The following is an 18,900-nucleotide window of genomic DNA, read 5'->3' as shown; positions in this document are numbered from 1 at the left end:
TTCAGTCTGCGTCGAGAACGAAGTCGTAGTTCACTTCGAGTCCCTGGCCAACAACGGGTGTCGGGTGCAAGATGAGCTCGGGCTTGACCGCTGACGCGATGTCGGTGTGAAGATATTCACCACCATCGAAATAGAGCTGGCTGGTGATCAGCCGATAACCCGGCGCCGACACTTTGACGTGCAGATGCGCCGGCCGCCACGCAGTCCAGCCAGCCGCGGCCAGCAGGGTGCCCGTAGCACCGTCGGTCGGAATTTGGTATGGCGCAGGCACAATGGTGGTGATGTCGAATCGACCTTGCCCGTCGGCATGTACCACACCACGCAGGTTCCACTCGGGAAGTCCCGGGGCGAACTGCGAGTAGAACCCGGCATCGTCGGCGTGCCAGATGTCGATCGTCGCGTTGTCGATGGCCCGACCATCCACCCGCTGCACCCGGCCGGCGAATCGCAGCGGTGTGCCGGGTTCGTCCTCCCGCATCGGCAGCGTCGTCTGTGCGGGCAGCGATGGGGCACCGGGGACGTAGTAGGGACCCTCGATTGTTCCCTTGCTGCCCGGCCGTTCGGCGTTGACTTCCTGCTCCACGGCGTGTTCGAGGAAAACGTCGAGGAACAGCGGCCATTCGCCGTCGAGGCCCACCTGAATAAGCCAGGCCTTGAGGGCGTCATATTCGGGGTAGGTCAGGTGGTGCCGCCGCACGATGTCGTGGGCGGCGGAAATCATCTCTGACACCAGGGTGTTGACGCGCTCGGTGCTGGCGTGCGCGCCGTCCCTGGCCCTCTGCTGGAATCGTGCGGTGGCCGATGCCCCAGATTGGGCTGCGGTCGCGATATCGGTCATGTGCTACTCCTTTGGGCTGGTTGAACCGCACGACTCAGCGGTCTTGGCGATAGTGGGCGAGTTTGTCCTCATCGATGTGCAGTCCGAGCCCCGGACCTTTGCGGACCAGTGCTGCACCGCGGTCAATCTGTAGTGGTTCGGTGAGCAGGTCGTCGGCCATGTCGAGGAAGTTGGACAGTTCAGCCGCGCGTCGCGATGTCGCTTCAAAGGCGGCGCCGAACGCCAGGGCGCACAGCGACCCGATTTGGCCGTCGATTTGGTTGCCAATCATGACTTCGACACCAAGTCCCTCGCACAGGTTCAGGACGCGCTGAGAGTAGGTGAAGCCGGTGCGGGCCGTCTTGATGCTGATCCCGGTGGCGGCACCAGAGAGCAGTTCCCGCACGACTTCGGCTGGGCGGGTGGCACTTTCATCGGCGAAGATCGGGATGGTGCTACGCGAGACCAGCCAGCGACGGCCGAGGACGTCGTCGGCGGGGCACGGTTCCTCGGCGAACGCCATATCGAGTTCGGCGAACACCCGCAACGCGCGTGCGGCTTCGCTGACTGCCCACCCGCGGTTGGCGTCGACGTAGAGTTCGACGGCAGGGCCTAGGGCGAGCCGCAGCGCCCGGCACGCGCCAAGGTCTTGGTCGATCGGCCGACGTCCCACCTTGACCTTGAAGCTCGTGATGCCGAACACATCGCGCATGTGCTCGGCCTCGGCGACCATCTCGGCTGCGGGGGCGAACCCAACCATATGGGAAACGCGCAGCCGGTCGGTGAACCCGCCGAGCAGTTCGGTGACCGATACGCCAAGCGACTGCCCGATCAGATCCCATAACGCCATGTCGATGGCCGCCTTCGCGGTGGGGTTGCCCACGGTGCGATTCATCCGGGAGTGGATCAGTTCACGCTGCAGCGGGGACTGACCGATTATCTGCGCGGCGAAGACGTCGTTGATGACTGCGATGATGGATTGTTCGGTCTCGCCGTATGTGAATGGACGCGGGGGCGCCTCGGCGGTGCCCACAAGACCGACGTCGGTGTGAACGCGCACGAGCACATGCTCGGCGACGGTGACCTCGCCGCTGGCGAACCGCAGCGGTTTGCGGTACGGGATGGCGAACGGAATCGCCTCCAGTTCCGTGACTTTCACATCATCTCCTGATCAACGGGCCTCGTACCAGGGTGACGCCGGCCGCTCGGGCGGCCGAGTCGAAGAAGTCCTCGCGATAGATGTCACGGGGGAACAGACGCGCCTTCATCAACGCCTTCACCGTGTCTGTCACCATCGCCGGGCTCCCGCACACATAGGCGACATGCCCGGCGGCGCGTGGGTAGTCCTGCGCGAGCAGTTCAGGGACGCGGCCTGTGCGACCGTTCCAACTGTCACGTGACAGCGCCGGCCGGTAGCTGAACCATTCGTGCTCGGCGGTGAACGCTTCCAACCAATCGTGCTCGTAGAGATCGTCTTTCGTCGCAACACCGTGGTAGAGCGTCACGGAACGCTTAGATCCGATCTCCGCGAGGTGCACGGCCATGGATTTGAGCGGGGCCAAACCCGTTCCGCTGCCGAGCAATAGAATCGGATCTTCTCGCGCAGGGCGCAATGAGAACCTGCCGTACGGTCCCGACAGCGTCACTCGCTCGCCTGCCGTCATCGACTTGAATATCCAGCCGTCGGTGGCTGGTCCTCCCGCAGAGCGTTTGATGTGCAACTCGATCCGATTGGCTTGCGACGGGGTGCTGGCGATGGAATAGGGACGCTGTTGGGCGTCTGGCACGTTGAGCATCACGTACTGCCCCGGGTTGAACCGCAGCGGCGTGTCCAGGTCGATGGTTACCCGGCGCACGTCGCGCGCGATGTCGACCACGCTGTCGACGACGCCGCAATGATCCCGAACCGGATGAACATCGACTCCGTCCTCGACGTCGACGTCGGCTTCGACCACCAGATCGCCCCGAGGCCTGGCGACACACAGCAGCGCACACCCCTCGGCACGCTCGCTGTCGAGAAGCGCATACGGTGACGCATCACCGAAGTCAACCTCTCCGTCCAGGATTTCAGCTTTGCATGTCCCGCACGTGCCGTGGGTGCATGCGTGCGGCAGCCAAATCCCTTCCCGCAGACAGGCGTCGAGAATGGTTTGGTCCTCGCGGCAGTCAAGCTCTGCGCCGAGTGGTTCGATGGTGATCCGGTGTGTGGACATGGGCCGCTTCCCCGGCGCCTAGGTGGAGAACTTCAGTAGCGCTTTGTGCCCCACCCCCAGCTGCGCCAGCGATCGATCCGCCGCAGGGCTGATCGGCTCGTCGAAGAGCCGCCAATCGCGCACAGTGTCGGGGTCGAAATCGGGGTCGGACGCGGCCCAGGGATACACCGTTGTCTGGAGGAACTGGGCGAATGACGTCGCCTTCGGCACACGGAAGCACGCCGCTGAACACAACAGCGGGTTGCCGTCCCACAGGACGTACACGAGCTGGTCGTCGCCAAACACCTCTGCGCGGTCGGCCGATGGGAATTCGTAGTTGTACAACGCCTTAACGGTCATTTCGCCGTCCCCGTCTCGTCGGCGTGCCACGCTGCCCACGCCAGCTGGTCGGCCGATCCTCGGTACTCGCCGTTTTCGCCGTCCTGGATGCCGTACCAGGCCAGGACCTCCGGTATGGTGGCGCCCCCGCAGTTACCCTGATAGATCTGGTGCACCGGCAGCCACGCCTGCGCGTACTTTTCGGGTTCGCGGTCGAAGATCCACTTGCAGCCGTCACTGCAGGTGTGGAACGCCTCGCCGCGGAACTCGCTGCGGCGCAGGCTGATCCGCGTCGGATCGCTGACCTCGCTGAACGCCATCGGGACCTGGCACACCTGACACAGTTGGGGCAGGCCCTGGAAGAAGACACGGCCACCGGCTTCCTCGATCCGCCGATGCTTGTTCCAGACGGGTCGGTAGTAGCGGTCGAACGTGTCAGGGTACTGCTGCGACAACCACTCCATGTGCTTGTCATTCGGAGTGTGGGTCGTCAACGCGGCGGCAAACGAGAAGTTGTGCAAAATGCGATAGACCTCGTGAGAAAGCCTGTCCTTCTCGGCAATTGCGTCGTTGACGTGGCGCGGCGGGTTGATGCCGTAATAGGCCAGGTCCGGAAACAGGCCGCCCAGCATCTGTTCTTCGAAGTAGAGCTCGAAGGCCTCTTTCCAGCACATCACCGGCTTGGGCAGCATGTAATCCATCATCGCGGCGACCAACGCGGACATGCGGTACGCCCGCCAGAACCACTTGTCGATCCAGTCCTGGATGATCGGCACGTTGCCTTCGTCCTGTTCGAGCAGGAACTTGATCGCCTCTAATCCCAGTGTCATATGGCGACTTTCGTCGGACTGCGCAGAGAACCCGAAAGACATCGTGGGCAGGTCGCCGTTGAAGCTTGCGCCGCTCATGAACGGCACAAACAGCAGGTTGGTCAACAAATACTCGAAGCTGAACGAGATCGAGATGAGAAACTCGAACGGACCCGCGGCCATCGCGTCATCCAAAAGCGATTTCGGGACTGACAGGTACCAGACCCGGTCGTGCATCTTCGACCAGCTGTGAAACCCGCCGTAGTACTTGTTGTAATTGCTGATGGTGTGAATCTGGGTCTGGCAGTGCCGTAGCTCGTCGATGCTCTGGCACAGCGCAGCGAATCGAGGCGCGGGGCCTTCCAGATGCCTTGCCAGGAAAGCGAAATGGCGGTGTGCGGCGTATTCCAGTGGCGTGACGCCCTGGATGAACAGCTTGATCGCGTTGAAATAGCTGGCGTCGGACAGGGTCAGGTGACCCTGCCCTTGTGCGAAGCTGTCCAGGACGGCGTACAGGCGTTTGTCCTTTTCCGCCTGGTACTTGTAATACGCGTCGACGGTGAGTCGGAAGGGATCTTGCCACCCGTCCCAGTCGTGGATCTTGATGCCCTCATAGCGGGTGTACGGGAACAGTTCCTCCCTTGAAACATAGCTGGGTTCCCAATCCAGATCGCGCGTCAGGCGTGCGTAGCGTTCCTTTAGTGGAAGCTTCTTGCGGGTCGGTTTGGCGGCTTCAATCGTCACGTCAGTGCTCCCATTTCACAATGATTTGGTCGTCGTCCCACTCGGCGAAGTTCCCTGCATACGACACGATCGCCAGCTGGAATTCACCTGTCTCCCAGTCACGGCCGAGCTTCTCTTCAACCGTTTGCCGGTTGATGACGATCTGCCCGACTGACTGGAGTTTCACCAGGCCCGGCATATGTCGAATGGTCAGGTCCGGATTGTCCGCCTTGATCGCTTCTATGAGCGCGCGGTTGTCTTCGGATTCCTGAATGTCTATGCCGACCTGGCGAACAGTTGGGCTCATGCCGCACCTGCTGTCGTCTGCGCCCAGGCGGGCCCGGTGGTGCCGGCCAGCAGCTCGGTCGAGCGCACACTCGGCTCGCTCGCATCGATCGCGGCGGCCAGGGCGGCGACTGCACTATGCACTCGCGGTTGCCACCTCTGTGTTATCTGCGCGAGCGTGGCTCGGTTGTTGTCACCGTGGTTCGGGTCGTCACTCCATTCGCGAGTCAAGGCGTCAATCCATTTGCGGTGATCTGCAAACCAAGCCGTAAAGTGCTGGGCGAGCATGCTATAGGCGCCGGCACCGCTCATAAGGGCGGCATCATCGAGGTCGCGGTACAGCACCGGATAGATCAGCGAATCGACCAAATCTATTGCGAGAAGGCCTTCTGCCCAGTCCGACACCACCATGATTTCCTCCGCGAGCCGGCGCAGCGGCTGCAGGTGCTCGGTGTCGAGCCAATTGTGTTTCGCGGTATCGAGCGCGTCCGCCCGGCCGCCCGCGAGTTCGAGGCCGATGTGAGACAGCATCTGGGCGTTGCCGATCCGGTCGAACGCCGCGAACGTGCAGCACTGTTCGATGGATGTGCCGTCGGCGAAGCGTGCACCGGCCACACTCACCAGCTGCGCGGCCGACTCGAAATGCCTCAATGGAACGATCACCGAGACCAGAACTTCGCGCCAGGCGTCTGGCATCCGCATTAGCAGATCGCGCTCCTGGATGTACCCCAACGTCTTTGCGAACGCATCATGCAGAGCGCAGCGGGCGGTGACATATGGCGTGTAGAAGTACTGCCGAGGATCGACGAAACTGTAACTGTCGCTTAGCTGTAACGCGGTGAACCGTGGGTCGTACAGTTCGCAGTCAGGTGCCCACGTCGGCCGGTAATGGAAGTTCTCCTGAGGTTGGACGTCGACGGTGCCCTCCAGATAGCGGCTGGCTGGCTGATCGCCGTATCGGTCGATGAGGTTCTGATAGGTGTTGCGCTTGGCTTCGATGACCCGGTAGCGCAATTCATATTGCACGGGCGTACTCCTATATCTGTTTCAATTGACGCTGGCGCCAGCTACCAGGTTGAGTAGCAATGCGCGCAGCTGGTCTTCGCCGGTGAGCTGTCGCAGCGGCTGCGGTGTACCTGCGTACGCCAGCTCTGCTGTCGCCGTCCGACCGGACACCGTGGTCCGTATCCGGGCGACACGGTCGCGGTAACTGAGGCTGAAAGCGAGCTCGCTGGGGCCACTGTCGTCGACCAAGGTGATGGTCTCGCCGTTCGCGGACAACACCGCGTTAGCTTCGCTTACGAGCTGTTCTGCCGATGAGCGGATGACCACCTGAGAATCGGTAGCCTGCGCGACCGGCCGAGTTCTGCTCGGCTCGGTCCGAGGTACCGGAGGCGTGACTCCGTCGATCAGGTCACTGACCTCAATCATGAAGGGCGTCAACGGCTTACCCCAGCGCAGGTTCGGTCGCAGCCAGCTGTGCAGACAGTAGCGGCGTAAGGAATTCCGCGATCGCCGTGTGAATTTCGGCCGCCCGGGGTATTGCGCCCGACAGCTCAAACGCGGCGTGGCACAGCCTGTCAATGCGCCGGCAGACGGTCGGCACTCCAGCGGTAGCCAATGCTTGAGCGTAGTTCTCGGCCTCGTCGCGCGTCGGGTCGATTTCCATCGTGACGACCAGGGCCGGCGGCAACCCGGACAGGTCCTCTGCTCGCGCAGGCGAGGCGTGCGGTGACACTGCATTGGCCGGATCACCGAGGTACAGCGACGCCATCCGCATGGCAAGTTCCATCGAGATGATCGGCCCGTGCGCGAACTGCCTGCGCGACTCAGTGTCGGCGAGGAAATCGACTGGTGGGGTGATGAGGACCTGCGCCTGCAACTGCGGGCCACCTTCATCGCGCAGGCGCAGTGCGACAACCGCGGCCAAATTGGCGCCGGCACTTTCCCCGGCAACCGCGATCCGCTGCGGATCACCGCCGAACTCGGTGATGTGGTCGGCGGCCCAGCGTACCGCCGCGACGGCGTCGTCGGTGGCCGCGGGGAACGGATGCTCGGGGGCGAGGCGATAGTCCGGCGACACGACAACAGCACCAACACGACGCGCCAGGGTTGCGCAGGGCTCGTCGTAAAGGTCGAGGCTGCCGCCGATCCAGCCGCCGCCGTGGTTGAAGACCACTACCGGCAGGGGACCCTCGACCGGCGGCCGGTATACCCGCACCTTGCGATGCCCCCCCTCGGTCGGATACCGCGCATCAACGATGCTGACGTCGTCGGCGACCGGCAGCTGCATGTGTTTGAACGAATCCATGGCGGCCCGGGCCTCTTCGAGCGTGCAGTCCTCCAACGGCTTGACGCCCATGTTCTGCAAGCCGGCCAGAAAGAACACCGCGGAGCCGTCGAGCTTGATCAAGCTGGACAGCGGCCGGTTCTCTCCGTCAAATGAGAAGCCGGCGTAACCGGTGGTCTCGACCTCTGCGCAAATCGCCCGGTACATCGGCGCGCCGGTGAACAACGAGAGCGGCGTGCGCGGCTTGCCGGGAATGTTGTCGCCCATGTACCACGTGGTCGCCGTCGGGAACAGCGTCGCGTCGGCGACCTCCCGAACCAGCTCGTTGTACCGGTCCTCAGCCAAGTCGGTCACCTCGGCCGTGGTATGACCGTGCGAATCGAGGTATCCGATGAGGTTTCCGACGAAGTCGACGCTGTCTTCGATCGCGATCGGATTGTTGAAAAGAGCTGCGGCACTTTGTGGTCCGTTGATGTGGAACAGGTTCGGGAACCCGTGGGTGGCTATCCCGAGGTAGGCGCGTTGACCGTGCGCCCAATGATCGGTCAGTTTTCGACCACCACGGCCGATGACACCCATCCGCGCCAGGGCTCCGGCGCCAACGTCGAAGCCCGTGGCCAGGACGATCACATCGAACTCATACTCGTGATCTGTGGTCGCGATGCCCTTCTCGGTGATCCGCACGATCGGCGTGGCCCGGGCGTCAACGAGATGCACGTGCGGCAGATTGAAAGCCTCGAAGTAGTTCGACTCGAATGTGGCGCGTTTGACCCCGTACGGGTGATCGTTCGGGCACAGCAGCTCCGCAAGCTTCGGGTCGTGGACCCGCTCGCGGATCTGCTCCCGGATGAAGTCCGCCGCGGTCGCGTTGGCCACAGGATTGAAGATCAAGTCGTAATAGGACGAGGTGAGCATCCGAAAGCCGCCACCGTTGTAGAACTCGTCGTAGACCTTGCGGCGTTCTTCGGGCGTGTCCATCAACGCCGATCGCACGGCGCGCGGATATGGCGCGCCGGCAATGCTATTGCGGGACTCCTGCCGATTTCTTGAGAAGTCCGCCACAGCCTGTGCGAAGTCTTCGTCGGTAAGCGGCCGATTGCCAAGGGGGCAGGCGAAGTTGGGAGTGCGTTGGAACACAGTCAACTCGCCGACCTGTGGAGCGATGGTTTGGATGACCTGGATTCCGGTCGATCCGGTGCCGATCACCGCCACCCGCTTGCCGGTCAGGTCGACCCCCTCGGCCGGCCACTGACTGGTGTGCAGCACTGTGCCGTGGAAATCGTCCTGGCCGGGGAAGTCGTTCTTCTTGAACACCGAGAACGCACCGGCGGCGTTGATGAAGAACCGGGCGGTCGTGACGGAGCCGTCGTCACTTCGGACGGTCCAGCGGTTGGTCTCCTCGTTCCACACCGCCGATGTGACGCGAGTGTTGAACCGGAAGTGGCGGCGCAGATCGAACCGATGCGCGACGTGGTTGAGATAGGCCAGGATCTCCGGCTGCGCGGCGAAGCGCTCGGTCCATCGCCATTCCCGCTGCAGCGCTTCATCGAACGTGTAGGAGTAGTAGATGCTTTCGAAGTCGCATCGCGCTCCGGGGTACTTATTCCAGTACCACACGCCGCCGGGGCCCTCGCCTGCCTCGAAACATTGCACGGTGAGTCCCTGCACGTTTCGCAGCCGGTGGGTGGCATACAGGCCGGAAAAGCCGGCGCCCACAATTACTGCATCAACGTCTCTGTTGGTCATGCAGCAACGATGCTTTGATGTGACCCTTCGCACATCGGCCTAATGACCCCAATGGATACCTGTCGGGATACCTGTTTCTTCCGTCAGACGTTGCGCAACTGTCTCCCAGTGTTCATCCCTCGCCGAGGGCATATGCCACCGCGTCGTCGAGACGAAGTGACTGGCCGGTTCGACGGGCGGTCTCGTAGGCTTGCGCGTCAATGGAGCTGCGGATGCGTTGATCGCAATCCGCATGGAAGGCAGCCAGATTCGGGAAGAGGAACGCGTAGTTGCCGGTTGCGCCGCCCAGTTTCTCTGCGGCGGCCAGCATGACCGCGGCCTGTGCCTGCCTGCCTTCCTCGGCGGCGATCCAGGCCAGCACCTCCAGATAGGACGCGGCGGTCCGGGTATCGCGCAGTTGCTGAGCCAGCTGCAGACCGTCTTCGAGCAACTCGACGGCCTGTTGGCGCTGCGCATTGCGCCAGCTTTCGATGCCGACACTCCACACCGCCCACGAACGAATCACCGATTCACCGTGTGATTCCGATAGTTCAACCGCTCGTTGATTGAACGCGAGCGCGGCATCTGCATCACCGCGCAACTCGTGTGCCCGTCCAAGCAGTACCAGCGCCATCGCCAGTGTCGTGAGGTCCGCAGCCCGATCGACGGCGGTGTCGAGGCACAAGCAGGCGCCGTCTGCGTCACCCGCCAACAGCGCGGCGAACCCGTCGGCGACAGCTATACGCGCCCACGCCCCCGGATCCTCTAGCTGCTCGGCCAGCCCTCGAGCTTCCTGCGCGCGGGCCGCCGCTGCGGACAAATCACGCTGGCCACAGGCCAGCAAGCTCGCATAGTAGAGAGCCTCGATTCGTTCGGTTGTCGCCTCGGGCGGCGTCGCGGCCAGCGCCCGATCCAGCCAACGGCGTCCCTCGCCAAACAGACCGTGCGTCGCCCAAAACACGCCGAGGTCAGTGGCCATCCGGACCACGACCTCGGGAGACGCGGTCAGGCCGAACTCGATCGCCTCCCGTAGATTTGGCAATTCTCGTTCGAGGCGCGCGATCCATTCGATTTGCCGAGAACTGAACCACTCCGCTGCAGCGTCACGCGTTAACCGTCGGTACGAATCGAGGTGGCGGCGCCGCAGTTGGATGTAATCGCCCGTTTCGTGAATCTTCTCGCGGCCGTAGTCACGCAGCGTATCGAGAAGCCGAAAGCGCACTACGCCGTTGGATTCGGTGCGGATCAGAATCGACTTGTCCACCAACGAAGTCAAAAGATCGATGAGATCGACCGGATGCCCCTCACCGCAAACATCCTCTGCGGCTTGAAGTTCGAAGCTGCCCGCGAAAACGGACAGCCGCGCCCACAGCCGCTGTTCGGCCGGGGTGCACAGGTCATAGCTCCAGCCGACGCTCCACGCCAGTGATTGTTGACGCGGCGGCGCGCCTCGCCTGCCTCGGGTCAGCAGCGCGTATCGGTTATCCAGGCGCTCCAGGATCTGCTCGGGCGACATCGCGCGCAGCTTCGCTGCGGCCAGTTCGATCGCCAACGGCAGGCCATCCAGCCGGGAACAGATCGCAGCAACGGTGGCCTCGTTCTCGGCCAGCGCGAAGCCTCGTACCGCGGCCGCGGAGCGCTCGGCAAACAGCATCACCGCGTCGTCGGCCAACGGGGACAGTGGCAGCACCGCCTCCCCGCCGATGCCCAGACCCTCGCGGCTTGTCGTGAGGATTCGCAGATCGGGGCAGGCGCGCAGCAGCATCTCAGCAAGCTTTGCCGCGGCGTCGACCACCTGCTCACAGTTGTCGAGGATCACTAGGAGTTCGCGGGAGCTCAGGTAGTCGATCAGCACCTCGTTCAACGGCGCTGCGGAATCGTCGCGCAAACCCAGAGCCGCAGCGACCACGTCGGTCACCGCGCACCCGTCGCCTAGTTCACCTAATTCGACGAGCCGCACGCCGTCCCGAAAGGCACCGGAAATGTCGGCCGCTGCGCGCAGCGCTACTCGCGTCTTCCCCACTCCGCCGATCCCGGTAACTGTCACCAGCCGGTACGTAGTGATGAGGCTCTTCAGCGCCGCCAGTTCTGCGCCGCGGCCGACGAAACTGGTGAGCTCCAAAGGAAGATTGCTCAGCGTACGGCGCAGCCTGGACGGGGCCACCGGCCCTCGCCCCGGTTGATCCAGCTCGGGCTCACCCTGGAGTGGTATCTCGTCGACAGGAATGCCGTAGTTCTCCTGGAGCTGTCGGAGCGCGTCACCTAGCGCCAACGCTGACGGACGGTCTTCCGGGTCGCGCGCCATCGCGCGTTCGATCACGGCGGCGACGTCATCTGGAGTGCCGGATTCGCGCAGATCAGGCGCCGGCTCGGTGGCGATGCGCAGAAACTGTGTCACCAGCTGTTCGCCGCTGCGACGTTCGTAGGCTGCATGTCCGGTCAGCGCACAGAACAGCGTCGCGCCCAGTCCGTAGATGTCGGAGCTCTTGCTCGGTGGATCACCGCTGAGGATTTCCGGTGCCGTGAATGCCGGTGAACCGGTGAACGTGCCGGTAGCCGTCTTGAACGCTCCAGTGACATGGGCGATCCCGAAGTCGCTCAGCGCTGGCTCTCCGTAGTCGGTATACAAGATGTTTCCCGGCTTGATGTCGCGATGCAGTATCTCGGCGCGGTGCGCGGTCTCCAGCGCGCCGACCAACTTCACCCCAAGACGCAACACTTCAGCCAGTGGCAGCGGACCGTCTCGGCGTATGCGCGCATCGAGGGAACCGCGCCGGTAATAGGTCATCACGAGATACGGATAACCGGTGTCGGTTCTGCCGACCTGCAGCACGCCAACGATGTTGGGGTGACCAGTCAGCCGGCCCATCGCCCGCTGTTCACGGACGAACCGCTCCCGGTTCTCCTCAAGATCAGCCGTAAGGACCTTCACGGCCACCGTGCGGTCCAATTCGGCCTGGATGCAGCGGTAGACGATCCCGAATCCACCGCGGCCTATCTCTTCGGCATCGTCGAATCCGGCCGCGTGCAACTCCGCCGCGACGGCAAGACTCACGTCGCGCTGCGTTGTGAACGGATCCGGCATCGACTACCTGCGATTCACCCCGACTGCAGCGTCAGCCTACCTCCAGGAACAGCAAACGCTGATCTGCTCGGGATCGATTCTGCATCTGCTCGGGCGTAGATGGCCTTGTCGGGATCGACGCGAGCCAGTCGTACCGCACGGTGCAGGCGCGAGATCAAATCGAGAGGGGCTCCGCTGGAGTCGGCGACAGTCCGGGCGGACACCAGCGTGCCATCGTCGCCGTACACGCGGTTTGCGGGTAACAGAATCGGGCTCGGTGTGTTGCGCACCTGATCGACGTCGAAACCGTGGTCCAACAGCCAGCGCAGCAGTTGCTGTCGTTCCTGCCGTGCGCGGCCATCCAGTCCGTCCAGCAGTCCTGGCGGTGCCGGCTCGGGATCCACGGCGTCAACGTACACCGCGTTGGCCCGTCGGCTGGTGACCTCTTTGAGCCGGGGGCATGTTTGCCGCGCGGCCGATCGCCGTCGATGAGGCCTGCGCCGAGGGCGGTCAGATGCGGCGTTCGTGACCGCGCCAGTACGGCTCACGGATGTCCTTCTTGAGCACCTTGCCGTTGGGGCTGCGCGGCAGAGCATCGACGAACAATGCCTGCTTGGGCGTCTTGATGCCCCCGAGCTTGGGCCGGCAATAGGCCAGGAGTTCATCTTCGGCCAGCTCCGCGCCCTCGTTCAGCTCCACCACCGCGGTGACCGCCTCGCCCCACTCCGGATGGGGGACGCCGATGACCGCACAGTCCTGCACTGCGGGGTGAGCCCAGATGACCTGTTCCACTTCACTGGGGTAGACATTGAAGCCGCCGGAGATGATGAGGTCCTTCTTGCGGTCGGTGATGTGCAGGTAACCCTCGTCGTCGAGGTGGCCGATATCGCCGGTGTGCAACCAGCCATCAATGATCGTCTCGGCAGTCTTTTCCGGCGCGTTGTAGTACCCCTGCATGACCAGATCGCCCCGAACACAGATTTCTCCGGTCTGGCCGGCGGCCAGAATGGTGCCGGTGTCATCCATGATCTCGACACGCACCATGGGTGCAGCGCGCCCTGCCGCCGACAGCCGGGCATCTTCAGCGATCTCGTCACCCCGGAAGTGCTCCTCTGGGCGAAGATACGCGATCGCGGTGGGCGCTTCGGCCTGTCCGTAGCCCTGAAACAGCACCGGCCCGAACACCTCGATCGCGCGGCGCAACTTCTCGGTCGACATAGGTGCTGCGCCGTAGATGAGGTATTTCAGCGAGGAGAAGTCCCGCTCCTCGATTCCCGGGGTTTCCAGCAGCCGGTAGATCACCGTCGGGGGAAGGTACATCTCCGTAACTCGATGCTGCTCAACCAATTCCAGCAGCAGGTCGAGGTCCACCCGGGTCATCACCACGACGGTGCCGCCGCGCGCCGTGCACGGCAAGGTCAACGTGCCCGCGGCGTGGGTCATCGGTGCGGCGACCAGGTTGACGATGCGCTCGTCAGTGGAGTACGGGGCGGCGAACATGTGGTGCAGCGCGCTCACCGACAGGCTGCGGTGAGTGTTCATCGCTCCTTTGGGCGGTCCGGTGGTGCCGCCGGTGGGCATGATGCCGGCCACCGAGTCCTGATCGGGAATGAACTGCGGCACTTGGCTACTCGCCGCCTCGATGAAGGTTTGCAGCACGACGCCGTCGACCGCCGCAGCGGCCGCGGTGTCGTCGCCCAGCGAAATCACCGTGTGAAGTGCGGTCAGTTCGGTCCGAATCTTGTCTACGACCGGTAGGAACTGCTCCTGGCAGAACAGCACTTCGCAGTCAAAACCTGCCAGAAGGTGCTGGATCTCGTCAGGCGGGCTGGCAGGGTTGACGGGCACCCAAGCCATACCTGCCCGCCACAGACCCAGCACGCAGGCCCACGCCAGCGGGTCGTTTCCGGCCAGCACAGCGCCTTTCACCTCGCGCCCAACACCCCGTGCCAACAGCGCATTTCCGACACGACACGACAAATTTCCGATTTCGTCATAGGTGTAGGAACGTTCACCTGCGATGAACGCCGCGCCGGTGGGATTCGCACGCCAGCCGCGGTCGAAGAAGTCGGTGACAGACACTGCTGCTCCCTTCGTCAGATCCGTCCGCTGCGGTGCAGCAGCGAGGTCAGGTAGCCGAATTTCATGTTGAGAAGATGGTTTTCGCCATCCTCGATACGCGCGGCGCGTGCGTCGCGGAACAGTTTTTCCATCGGGTACTCGCGAGTCAGCCCGTATCCGCCGAACAGTTGCAGCCCCTCGTCGGCCACTTCGAAGGCAAGGTCGGTGCAGGTCACCTTGGTGCCGCCGGTGTAGTAGGGATGCTTTGCCGGGGTAAGCAGCGTGTACTCGGTGGCACGACGAGCCAGCGCGCGCATTGCTTCGACTTTGCGAGCCATGGTGCCGAGCCGGTATTGGACCATCTGATGCTCTGCCAGCAGCGCGCCGCCCTGTCGGCGCTCGTGGGTGTACTGAACCGCGTGCTCCAGCACGGCGCGAGCCAGGCCGGTGATCATTTGACCCATCGCCACACCGGCGGTCGACCAGGTCGCCGCGTGTCCGCGCCAGTACTGTTCGCCAAGCGAAATGGCGTACCGGACAGGGACTTTCACGTCGTCGAAAAACAACTCGCCCTGGGGCAGTGGCCGTTGCCCCAGTTTCTCCAGCGGCTTGCCGTGCGTGACGCCCGGCAGGTCGAGGGGCACGATTACCTCGACACCGTGCGGATGGCCTTCCTCGTCGAAGAATCCGTCTCCGTAGTCGGCGACGATCGTGAGGATTGCGACCTGGGCGACCGCGCCGTTGGATACCCACGCCGAACTCTGCCCGTTGATGACGATGTCGCCGCCGCGGATCTTGGCGGTCAGGTTCCCTTTGTTGCCCTGCGCGGCCCGGGCATGCCGTTCGGCCGGGTAGAGCATGGTTCCGTCGGAACCCCGGTCAGGCTGGGTGGCCACCCAGGCGCCCAGCTTGCCCGCGGTCAGGTCGACGAGTTCTTGATTCCCGATCCTCTTGGCCATCATGTTGGGGAACGCAGCCGCGGCCAGCGAAACTGTCAAACCGACGTCGCCCCAACCGAATTCCTCGATCATGATCGACTGCATGCGAGCCAGGTCCTGCGGTGCCATGTCGTCGGAGGCGGCGTCGAATTCGATGCCCGATGCCGCGACCGTCGCCATGAATTCCCAATACGGTGAGTCAGGGGCGACCGCTTCTTCAGCGCTGAGCTTGTCGATCGCAACGCCGGCTGGGCGCATAACGTCGCGGGCAAACTTGTGCATAGCCTGTTGGATGCCGCGCTCCTCGTCGTTGAGGACCTCGAATCCCGTCAGTTCGACGTACGGCAGCGCTGGTCGCACCGCTTCAACCTCAACGCGCTCAATCTGCTGTGTCATCCTCGTGTTCCCTTCGTTCTTCCCGCCCACTACTGGGCCGCGGCGATCGCCGACGGAAGGTCGCGTTCATGATCGGGGTCTTGCAAGCTGGCCAGCAGCTGCAGGGCTTCCCTGACACCCGGCGCGGCGCTCAAGGTGCGCAGCCCGTCGTTCTCGCTGGCGAAGCCGGCGAATTGGGCGTCGACCATGGAGTCGAATACATCCTTGATGACCTGGGCCACCGCCGCGGTGGTTGCCGGCGGTCGGTTGGCGATGCTGCGGGCCAAGGCGTCGATGTAGCTCTTGAGGTCGCTGCGCGCCACCGTTCGGTTGACGATGCCGTACGCGGCCGCCTCCTCGCCGGTGAAGTCCCGGGCCGACAGCAGTACTTCCAGGGCACGGGCCGGCCCGATCTGCATCGCCAGGCGGGTGGTGCCGCCTCCGGCCGGGAGGATTCCACCGCTGGTTTCGGGTAGTCCGAACGTGCTCTCCGGAGAGGCGAATCGCATGTCGGTGGCTAGCAGGAATTCCAAGCCGACTCCGCGGCATATGCCGTCCACGACACCGATCGTCACTTGCCTCAGGGTTTGCCAGGTCGTGGTCAGGGCCTGGACAGCGTTGATGTCGTCGTAGCGACTCTGCGGCACGTCCGGATCTCCGCTGATCACCCGGGTGAGGTCATGCAAGTCGAAGTGCGCCATGAAGAACTCGGGATCAGCGCTGCCAATCACCACGACGGCGGTCTCAGGGTCAAACGCCAAAGACCCTGCTAGGTCGAATAATTCGCCAACCATCTGTACATTCATCAGGTTCAACGGCGGATTGTTGAAGTCAACGTAAAGGATGCGATCGTCGCGGCGAAGGTTGAGAGTTTGGTACGTCATGGTTGATTCCTCTGTTTGGAAGTTGGATGGCTAGGAGCTGAGGATGGTGACGGCGGCAACGGCCTCCTCACCGGCGTAGAGGCCGCCGCCGTTTTCGGCGAGAGCAACACGCGCACCGTGGACCTGACGAGGTCCGCAGTCACCGCGCAGCTGGTGCACGAGCTCGTAGATCTGGGCAAGACCCGATGCGCCCATCGGATGCCCCTTGGACTCCAGACCGCCGGAGGGGTTGACCGGTAGCCGGCCACCGAGCGTGGTCTCTCCCGTTTCGGCAAGCTTTCCGCCGGCACCGATTTCGCAGAACCCGAGCATTTCGGTCTGCAGAAGCTCGCCGAACGCCGAGGCGTCGTGGACCTCGGCCACCGCGATGTCCTCGGGTCCGAGACCGGCCTGTTCGTAGGCCTGCTGTGCGGTCCACCGGCTAACCGAACGATCCCATGCATGCAGAGGCCGGTCTGTTCCGGTGCCCAGCGCACACGCCAGCACGCGAATACCGCGGCTGCCCTGCCGCAGCCGGCGCGCCCCAGCGGCGTTGCACACTACCGCCGCCGCCGCCCCGTCGGTAAGGGGCGAGCACATCGGTACCGTCAATGGCCACGCAACCGGTCGTGCGGCCAGGACTTCTCGGGCGGAGATGGCAGTACGGAAGTGAGCCAACGGATTATGCACCGCGTGGGCGTGATTCTTCTCCGCGATGATCGCCAGCTGATGCTGAGTTGTGCCGAACTCATCCATGTGGGCGTGCGCCAACGCGGCGTAGTAGTCCATGAACAGACTGTGGGTGTCGGCGCTGGCCGGCGGTTGACCGCCCAGCTGCGTGAGCAGCGTCCGCAGGCCCTCGCGGTCGTGAACATCGACTCCGCCGTCGAACACCGCCAACGATTTGTGTTTGTCGCCGACGTTCAACTTCTCTACGCCCACCGCCAACGCCACGTCCGCGGCTCCCGACCTCACGTGCATGGCCGCCTGATGCAGTGCCGTAGCGCCGGTGGCGCAGGCATTTTCGACGTTGACCATCGGGATACGTTCAAAGCCCATCGAGCGAAGCGCCATCTGTCCGGGCACTACTACTTGACCCTCGAGGATGCCCTGACACGTGTTGCCGAAGTAGGCGGCCTGCACGTCACGCAGCTCGGCTCCAGCGTCGGCCAGCGCCGAATTCACCGCCTCCCGAGTGAGGTCCTTGATCGATGCGTCGGAGCGTACGCCGAAGGCTGTCATGCCCACCCCGACGATCCACACAGGTGTCTCGGTCACGACACCGACTCGTCGGTCAGCTGGGCAAGCCCATATGCCTGCAGGGCGCCGAGCAATTCGCGATGACCCACCAGTGCGGCAGGGGAGCGGAATCCGGTGCCGTGGTAGGTGTCTCCCAGCAGCCGCATCGCCGTATATGCCTGCACGAGGCCAGTGATCAAGTAGCCGGAGGTGCTGTGTATCACCGCCCGTGCTGTCACGGTGTTGCCGCGCCCGCTGCACCAGTCGACGCACCGGTTGACCTGTCGGTTCTCCCGGGCGGGTGTTGCGGGCGTCATGGCGGCTGCCACCTGGTCGAGGATCGGATACAACTTGTCCTCGGGCAGCCACTGGAACGTTGTCTTGAAGAGACGCTCAGCTTCGCGCACCCGCGGCGGAATATCGCCCTTGGCGTTCTTCATCGCGACGAACATGCGGCAATTGCGCACCCGACGATCGTTTTTGAAGAACACGGGCATGGCGGTGCCGCCCCAGTTGAGTCCCGGCACGACCTGTGAGGAGCCGGGCACGACCAGCTCCTGCTCCACGATGCCGTCGTATTTCTTCAGGACGTTGTCTTCGAGGTAATAGGCGTCCTTGCGGATGACGTCGAACATCGATTGCGTCGATCCCACGGTGGGGACGTTGCTGACGTATTCGCCAAGTTCGATGGTGTCCACACCGGGTGTCTCCAAGACGATGCGGGCGACGATGTCGGGTACGGCGTACTGAACAGAGTTGGCCGTGGAGACGGCGAGGCCAGCCGCTGCGAATTTCGGACCCCAGTCGTCCACGATCGCCAGGTGATGGGGTTGTTCACCGGCGGTGTCGAGATAGTGGCAGCCGCTCTGCAGTGCGGCCTCCAACACCGCCGGTGCGTAGCGCAGGAAGGGGCCCACGGTGTTGCAGACCACCTTGCGGCCGTCGAACAGTGCCTCCAACGAGGCCGGGGAGCCGTCGACGGCTGCGATCTCGTAGTCGGCGGTCTCGATACCGGGTACAGAGTTCATGACTTCCTGCAGCCTGGCCTTGTTCCGGCCGGCTGCCACGAAGGGGATGTTGTACTCGCGCAAGAACTCGGCCACCAGACGGCCGGTGTATCCGCTGGCTCCATAGATGACAACTGGGCGGGGATCGCTCACGGCTGCTCCTTTGCTCGTCT

Annotated in this window: 16 protein-coding genes; all 16 read right to left on the bottom strand. The window is 63.6% G+C overall.

Annotated elements, in window-relative coordinates:
- Position 1 precedes the first annotated feature (1 nt).
- The 16 genes from catA to MYCSM_RS09370 all read right to left on the bottom strand — a co-directional run bounded on the left by catA (position 2) and on the right by MYCSM_RS09370 (position 18,880).
- Entirely contained in the window at positions 2-838 is an 837-nt protein-coding gene (gene catA / locus MYCSM_RS09445) for a catechol 1,2-dioxygenase (protein ID WP_015305923.1), read from the bottom strand.
- Positions 839-872: 34 nt separating this feature from the next.
- Positions 873-1,976 carry an enolase gene (locus MYCSM_RS09440; protein ID WP_015305922.1) on the bottom strand — a complete coding sequence of 368 codons (1,104 nt, stop codon included), beginning with the start codon at positions 1,974-1,976 and terminating at the stop codon, positions 873-875.
- A gap of 1 nt (position 1,977) precedes the next feature.
- The gene (locus MYCSM_RS09435; RefSeq protein ID WP_015305921.1) at positions 1,978-3,030 is read right to left on the bottom strand and encodes an NADH:ubiquinone reductase (Na(+)-transporting) subunit F; all 1,053 of its coding nucleotides are present in this window, start codon (positions 3,028-3,030) and stop codon (positions 1,978-1,980) included.
- A gap of 18 nt (positions 3,031-3,048) precedes the next feature.
- Positions 3,049-3,369: a phenol hydroxylase subunit P4 gene (locus MYCSM_RS09430; RefSeq protein WP_015305920.1), complete on the bottom strand. Its 321-nt coding sequence runs from the start codon at positions 3,367-3,369 to the stop codon at positions 3,049-3,051.
- Positions 3,366-4,901, bottom strand: a complete 1,536-nt coding sequence (locus MYCSM_RS09425; protein WP_015305919.1) for a YHS domain-containing protein — start codon at positions 4,899-4,901, stop codon at positions 3,366-3,368. Before MYCSM_RS09425 ends, MYCSM_RS09430 begins: the two co-directional genes overlap by 4 nt.
- 1 nt (position 4,902) lies before the next feature.
- A complete protein-coding gene (locus MYCSM_RS09420) occupies positions 4,903-5,187 on the bottom strand; it encodes an MmoB/DmpM family protein (RefSeq protein ID WP_015305918.1) in 285 nt (94 codons plus the stop codon).
- Entirely contained in the window at positions 5,184-6,191 is a 1,008-nt protein-coding gene (locus MYCSM_RS09415) for a phenol 2-monooxygenase P1 subunit (protein WP_015305917.1), read from the bottom strand. The genes MYCSM_RS09420 and MYCSM_RS09415 overlap by 4 nt, the downstream gene beginning before the upstream one ends.
- Positions 6,192-6,212: 21 nt before the next feature.
- Positions 6,213-6,449, bottom strand: coding sequence for a hypothetical protein (locus tag MYCSM_RS38130; RefSeq protein WP_232425753.1), 237 nt, complete (start codon positions 6,447-6,449; stop codon positions 6,213-6,215).
- 163 nt (positions 6,450-6,612) lie between these two features.
- Positions 6,613-9,201, bottom strand: a complete 2,589-nt coding sequence (locus MYCSM_RS09405) for a flavin-containing monooxygenase (RefSeq protein WP_015305915.1) — start codon at positions 9,199-9,201, stop codon at positions 6,613-6,615.
- Positions 9,202-9,313: 112 nt separating this feature from the next.
- On the bottom strand, positions 9,314-12,265 hold the full coding sequence (locus tag MYCSM_RS09400; RefSeq protein WP_015305914.1) for a protein kinase domain-containing protein: 2,952 nt from the start codon (positions 12,263-12,265) through the stop codon (positions 9,314-9,316).
- A 14-nt stretch (positions 12,266-12,279) separates the two neighbouring features.
- Positions 12,280-12,648, bottom strand: coding sequence for an adenylate cyclase regulatory domain-containing protein (locus tag MYCSM_RS37100; RefSeq protein WP_041311646.1), 369 nt, complete (start codon positions 12,646-12,648; stop codon positions 12,280-12,282).
- A gap of 106 nt (positions 12,649-12,754) precedes the next feature.
- The gene (locus MYCSM_RS09390) at positions 12,755-14,326 is read right to left on the bottom strand and encodes a class I adenylate-forming enzyme family protein (protein ID WP_015305912.1); all 1,572 of its coding nucleotides are present in this window, start codon (positions 14,324-14,326) and stop codon (positions 12,755-12,757) included.
- 14 nt (positions 14,327-14,340) lie between these two features.
- Positions 14,341-15,639: an acyl-CoA dehydrogenase family protein gene (locus MYCSM_RS09385; RefSeq protein WP_015305911.1), complete on the bottom strand. Its 1,299-nt coding sequence runs from the start codon at positions 15,637-15,639 to the stop codon at positions 14,341-14,343.
- A 29-nt stretch (positions 15,640-15,668) separates the two neighbouring features.
- Entirely contained in the window at positions 15,669-16,502 is an 834-nt protein-coding gene (locus MYCSM_RS09380; RefSeq protein ID WP_015305910.1) for an enoyl-CoA hydratase/isomerase family protein, read from the bottom strand.
- A 30-nt stretch (positions 16,503-16,532) separates the two neighbouring features.
- Positions 16,533-17,759 (bottom strand): thiolase family protein, encoded by a 1,227-nt coding sequence (locus tag MYCSM_RS09375; protein WP_015305909.1) that lies wholly within the window; start codon positions 17,757-17,759, stop codon positions 16,533-16,535.
- A complete protein-coding gene (locus MYCSM_RS09370) occupies positions 17,756-18,880 on the bottom strand; it encodes a saccharopine dehydrogenase family protein (protein ID WP_015305908.1) in 1,125 nt (374 codons plus the stop codon). Before MYCSM_RS09370 ends, MYCSM_RS09375 begins: the two co-directional genes overlap by 4 nt.
- Positions 18,881-18,900 lie beyond the last annotated feature (20 nt).

Origin of the sequence: Mycobacterium sp. JS623 (genome assembly GCF_000328565.1) — a bacterium.
In the GTDB taxonomy this organism is placed as follows: Bacteria; Actinomycetota; Actinomycetes; order Mycobacteriales; family Mycobacteriaceae; genus Mycobacterium.
This window is presented reverse-complemented; position numbering and strand designations above follow the sequence as displayed.